This window comes from Citrobacter sp. (genome assembly GCF_050252275.1).
GTDB lineage: Bacteria > Pseudomonadota > Gammaproteobacteria > Enterobacterales > Enterobacteriaceae > Citrobacter_A > Citrobacter_A amalonaticus.
Genome location: NZ_JBFWLF010000288.1, coordinates 1 through 5,773, shown reverse-complemented (window position 1 = coordinate 5,773; position 5,773 = coordinate 1). Strand labels below are relative to the sequence as shown.

Annotated in this window: 4 protein-coding genes and 4 tRNA genes; all 8 read right to left on the bottom strand. The window is 53.0% G+C overall.

Features of this window, described 5'->3' with window-relative positions; all coding sequences use genetic code 11:
• Positions 1-176 precede the first annotated feature (176 nt).
• Positions 177-253, bottom strand: a tRNA-Arg gene (locus tag AB7E14_RS19540).
• A gap of 61 nt (positions 254-314) precedes the next feature.
• A tRNA-Arg gene (locus AB7E14_RS19535) sits at positions 315-391 on the bottom strand.
• A 62-nt stretch (positions 392-453) separates the two neighbouring features.
• Positions 454-530, bottom strand: a tRNA-Arg gene (locus AB7E14_RS19530).
• Between the two features lie 3 nt (positions 531-533).
• A tRNA-Ser gene (locus AB7E14_RS19525) sits at positions 534-626 on the bottom strand.
• Positions 627-961: 335 nt separating this feature from the next.
• Complete coding sequence (csrA, locus tag AB7E14_RS19520) at positions 962-1,147, bottom strand: carbon storage regulator CsrA (RefSeq protein ID WP_000906486.1); 186 nt, start codon at positions 1,145-1,147, stop codon at positions 962-964.
• 240 nt (positions 1,148-1,387) lie between these two features.
• Complete coding sequence (gene alaS, locus AB7E14_RS19515; RefSeq protein ID WP_046401927.1) at positions 1,388-4,015, bottom strand: alanine--tRNA ligase; 2,628 nt, start codon at positions 4,013-4,015, stop codon at positions 1,388-1,390.
• Between the two features lie 128 nt (positions 4,016-4,143).
• Positions 4,144-4,644: a recombination regulator RecX gene (recX, locus tag AB7E14_RS19510; protein WP_044327453.1), complete on the bottom strand. Its 501-nt coding sequence runs from the start codon at positions 4,642-4,644 to the stop codon at positions 4,144-4,146.
• A 115-nt stretch (positions 4,645-4,759) separates the two neighbouring features.
• A partial coding sequence (gene recA, locus AB7E14_RS19505; RefSeq protein WP_428169823.1) for a recombinase RecA occupies positions 4,760-5,773 on the bottom strand: 1,014 nt, incomplete at its 5' end.

Here is a 5,773-nt window from a genome sequence, read left to right as displayed (position 1 = left end):
TACTGCTTATACTGATACTGCACACAAGCGGTATCAAGTAAGAGATGGTGCATCCGGGAGGATGACTCGGCGAAGCCTCGCCCTTCGGGCTGTTGCTGGCGCAACGTTATCCCCCTGGTGCTTACGATGCTCTCGCAGACCATGAAACAACAAACTCGCTGTTATTCGGGAGAAGATGGTGCATCCGGGAGGATTCGAACCTCCGACCGCTCGGTTCGTAGCCGAGTACTCTATCCAGCTGAGCTACGGATGCATCGGAAAACTTATTTTACTGCCGATATTGATACTGCACAAAAGCGGTATCAAGTAAGAGATGGTGCATCCGGGAGGATTCGAACCTCCGACCGCTCGGTTCGTAGCCGAGTACTCTATCCAGCTGAGCTACGGATGCATCGGGAAACTTACTTTACTGCAGATTTTGATACCGCTACTAAAGCCGTATCAAGTAAGAGATGGTGCATCCGGGAGGATTCGAACCTCCGACCGCTCGGTTCGTAGCCGAGTACTCTATCCAGCTGAGCTACGGATGCAAATGGCGGTGAGGCGGGGATTCGAACCCCGGATGCAGCTTTTGACCGCATACTCCCTTAGCAGGGGAGCGCCTTCAGCCTCTCGGCCACCTCACCACACGCCTCTTACGAGTGCTTCGAAGAACTTGTTTCTGCTCATCGTCGCTGCGTGGCGCACATATTACTTTCTGGGACTTATAAGTCAAACAATTTTTCCTGAGCTTTTATCGTTTGCACACTTCACGTTCAATTAGTCTGCAAAAACGGCAAAAAGAGTGTTTTATCAACAGATAAATTGGACTCTGGGGCAACGGACTACCTCAATGGAAAAGACACACGGATGCAGTAGCGCCAGGCGAAACCGGAAAAAGAGTCACAGAAAAACGAAACAGAGTGGGATATTGCGACGATGTCAGGTTGCGCCTCACCCGGTCAGGTGAGACGCGGAAACCTTAGTAACTGGACTGCTGGGATTTTTCAGCCTGGATACGCTGGTAGATCTCTTCACGATGGACAGATACTTCTTTCGGGGCGTTTACGCCGATGCGTACCTGGTTGCCCTTCACCCCTAAAACTGTCACGGTGACCTCATCTCCAATCATGAGGGTCTCACCAACTCGACGAGTCAGAATCAGCATTCTTTGCTCCTTGAAAGATTAAAAGAGTCGGGTCTCTCTGTATCCCGGCATTATCCATCATATAACGCCAAAAAGTAAGCGATGACAAACACATTACATGTAAGCAGTCACGGCATCACATTCTGTTAAACCTAAGTTTAGCCGATATACACAACTTCAACCTGACTTTATCGTTGTCGACAACGTTGATGCAAACGCCGCGGAATGCTTATCCGCGGCATCGGCTAACGCTTATAGTTATTACAATTTTGCGCTGACCCAGGCTTGCACACTGGCTAACGCCGCAGGCAGAGCAGAAGCATCCGTACCACCGGCTTGCGCCATGTCCGGACGACCACCACCCTTACCGCCCACCTGCTGAGCGACCATACCTACCAGTTCCCCTGCTTTGACACGGTCGGTCACGTCCTTAGACACACCAGCAATCAGAGAAACCTTACCTTCAGCTGCCGTTGCCAGCACGATAATTGTCGACCCCAGTTGATTTTTCAGATCATCAACCATGGTGCGCAACATTTTCGGCTCAACACCCGCAAGCTCACTCACCAACAGCTTAACGCCATTGATATCAACCGCTTTGCTGGAAAGATTCGCACTTTCCTGCGCCGCAGCATGTTCTTTCAACTGCTGAAGCTCTTTCTCAAGCTGACGAGTACGTTCCAGTACTGAACGCACTTTGTCGCCCAGATTCTGGCTATCGCCCTTCAACAGATGTGCAATATCGGCTAAGCGATCGCTTTCTGCATGCACAGTCGCAATGGCGCCCTCACCGGTTACCGCTTCAATGCGACGAACCCCGGCGGCAGTTCCGGACTCAGAGACAATACGGAACAGGCCGATGTCACCGGTACGGCTGGCGTGCGTCCCGCCGCACAGTTCGGTAGAGAAATCACCCATGCTCAGCACGCGAACGCGTTCGTCATATTTCTCGCCGAACAGCGCCATTGCGCCTTTTGCTTTCGCCGCTTCCAGATCCATCACGTGGGTTTCAACCGGCAGGTTACGACGAATCTGCGCGTTCACCAGATCTTCAACCGCCCGGATTTCCGCCGGCTTCATTGCTTCATTATGCGAGAAATCGAAGCGCAGCATTTTGTCGTTAACCAGCGACCCTTTCTGTGCCACGTGCGTGCCCAGAATCTGGCGCAACGCCGCGTGCATCAGGTGCGTTGCGGAGTGATTCAGACGAATACGCGCACGACGCGCCTCATCCACATCAGCCTGGACCGCATCGCCCACTTTCAGAGAGCCCGCAGACAGCTTGCCGAGGTGGCCAATTGCCTGACCATATTTTTGCGTGTCGCTTACGGCAAACGCAAAGCTCGCGCCTTTCAGTTCACCTTTATCGCCAACCTGACCACCGGATTCCGCATAGAATGGGGTTTGATCCAGTACGACAACGGCTTCCTGACCGACACTGATCGCATCAACCGCTTTACCATCCACAAACAGCGCGGTCACTTTACCGTTCAGTTCCAGATGGTCGTAGCCTTTAAATTCAGAGGCGCTATCCACGCGAATCATCGCGTTATAGTCCGCCCCGAAACCGCTGGCTTCGCGCGCACGACGACGCTGCTCTTCCATGGCGGCTTCAAAACCGGCTTCATCCACTTTGATGTTGCGCTCACGGCAAACGTCAGCCGTCAGATCAACCGGGAAACCGTAGGTATCGTACAGACGGAATGCTGTTTCGCCGTCCAGCGTATCGCCGGACAGTTTCGCCAGTTCTTCGTCCAGCAGCGCCAGGCCACGCTCGAGCGTGCGGGCAAACTGCTCTTCTTCGGTTTTCAGAACTTGCTCAACCTGAGCCTGCTGACGCTTCAGTTCTTCGCCCGCCGATCCCATGACGTCAATCAGTGGACCCACCAGTTTGTAGAAGAAGGTCTCTTTCGCGCCCAGCATGTTGCCATGACGTACCGCACGACGAATGATACGACGCAGGACATAGCCACGGTTTTCGTTCGACGGAACCACGCCGTCGGCAATCAGGAACGCACAGGAACGAATGTGATCTGCAATCACGCGCAGTGACTTGTTGCTCAGATCGGTTGCACCGGTCACTTTCGCTACTGCTTCAATCAGCGTGCGGAACAGGTCAATTTCGTAGTTGGAGTTGACGTGTTGCAGCACAGCCGCAATACGTTCCAGACCCATACCGGTATCCACGGAAGGCTTAGGCAGCGGCTCCATCGTACCGTCAGCCTGACGGTTGAACTGCATAAAGACGATGTTCCAGATCTCAATGTAGCGATCGCCGTCCTCTTCCGGGCTTCCCGGAGGGCCGCCCCAGATGTGATCGCCATGATCGTAGAAAATTTCGGTGCACGGACCGCACGGACCGGTGTCGCCCATCTGCCAGAAGTTGTCGGACGCATAAGCCGCACCTTTGTTATCACCGATGCGGATAATACGCTCGCGAGGAATACCGACTTCTTTTTCCCAGATTTCATAGGCTTCATCGTCTGTTTCGTAGACGGTCACCCACAGACGCTCTTTCGGCAGGGCAAACCAGTTTTCACCGGTCAGCAATTCCCATGCGTACTGGATTGCATCATGCTTGAAATAGTCGCCGAAGCTGAAGTTACCCAGCATTTCGAAGAAGGTATGGTGACGTGCAGTGTAACCAACGTTTTCCAGATCGTTGTGCTTACCACCTGCCCGCACGCAGCGTTGGGATGTGGTTGCGCGGGAATAATTACGCTTGTCGAGCCCAAGGAAAACGTCCTTGAACTGGTTCATCCCGGCGTTGGTAAACAACAAAGTGGGGTCATTGTTTGGAACCAGGGAGCTGCTGGCAACTACCTGATGTCCCTTACTATGGAAAAAGTCGAGAAACGCCTGACGGATCTCAGCGGTGCTCTTGCTCATAATTATCCTGAAATCTTGCTAACGAAAAATCATTACCAGCAACAACTCTTGATTGACTGGGCCGCCGGCAACTGAAAAGTGGGAATAAGATAAGTTTTCTTTACGGGGAAGTAAAATCCCGTATGCGCTCAATCGTCAAAATTTCGCCATATTTCCTGGATATCCTCCATCAGATATCCGCGATAGAGCAAAAATCGCTGTATCTTAACCTTTTCTGAAAATGCGCCAGGCAGCGGTTTACCATACTTACGGCAGGCCTGATCGCGTGCGAGGACGCTCCAGTCAATCTCACATTCCCGCATCGCTTTTTCCGTCGATTCACGGGCAATGCCCTTTTGATTCAACTCCTGGCGAATGCGCGCCGGACCATAGCCTTTACGGCTGCGGCTGGCGATAAAGCGGGCGATAAACCGGTCGTCATCGAGATACTGATGCTCGTAACACCAGGCAATCACTCGTTCATAATCTTCCGCCGTCGCATCAATCTCTTCCGGTCCATTTTTCCCCATCACCGGGGCGGCAAGTTTACGTCGCAACTCTTGTTCGCTGTGGTCACGAACCGCGAGGATACGTACTGCGCGATCTAACAGCCGGGAATACGCGGGTCGGCGCGGTGTGGGTTCACTCATAACAACCTTCGAAATCAGAAATGCAAAAAGGGCTGCATCAATGCAGCCCTTGAGTGTAATTCAACTTTTTGCCGGATGGCAGTGTTGCGTTATCCGGACGGACGACACCTGACGATTAAAAATCTTCGTTGGTTTCCGCAACGCCTTCACCGTCATCAACAGCGAAGTCAGGTTTGGCATCCTGGTTATTGAGCAGCATTTCGCGAACTTTCTTCTCAATTTCCTTCGCAGTCGCCGGGTTGTCTTTCAGCCAGGTGGTTGCATTCGCTTTACCCTGACCAATTTTCTCGCCGTTGTAGCTGTACCAGGCGCCCGCTTTCTCGATCAGCTTCTCTTTCACGCCCAGGTCAACCAGTTCGCCATAGAAGTTGATGCCTTCACCGTAAAGGATCTGGAATTCAGCCTGTTTAAACGGTGCCGCAATTTTGTTTTTCACCACCTTCACGCGGGTTTCGCTGCCCACCACGTTATCGCCCTCTTTCACCGCGCCAATACGACGGATATCCAGACGAACAGAAGCGTAGAATTTCAGTGCGTTACCACCGGTCGTGGTTTCCGGGTTACCGAACATCACACCAATTTTCATACGGATCTGGTTGATGAAGATCAGCAGCGTGTTGGACTGCTTCAGGTTACCGGCCAGTTTACGCATCGCCTGGCTCATCATACGCGCCGCGAGGCCCATGTGAGAGTCACCGATTTCGCCTTCGATTTCCGCTTTCGGCGTCAGTGCCGCTACGGAGTCGACAACGATAACGTCGACAGCGCCAGAACGCGCCAGCGCATCACAGATTTCCAGCGCCTGTTCACCGGTGTCCGGCTGAGAACAGAGCAGATTGTCGATATCAACGCCCAGCTTACGTGCATAGATCGGGTCCAGCGCGTGTTCTGCATCGATAAACGCACAGGTTTTACCTTCGCGCTGCGCCGCGGCAATCACCTGCAGCGTCAGTGTGGTTTTACCGGATGATTCCGGCCCGTAGATTTCGACGATACGGCCCATCGGCAGGCCGCCTGCGCCCAGCGCGATATCCAGTGAAAGCGAACCTGTGGAGATCGTTTCCACATCCATAGAACGGTCTTCACCCAGGCGCATGATGGAGCCTTTACCGAATTGCTTTTCGATCTG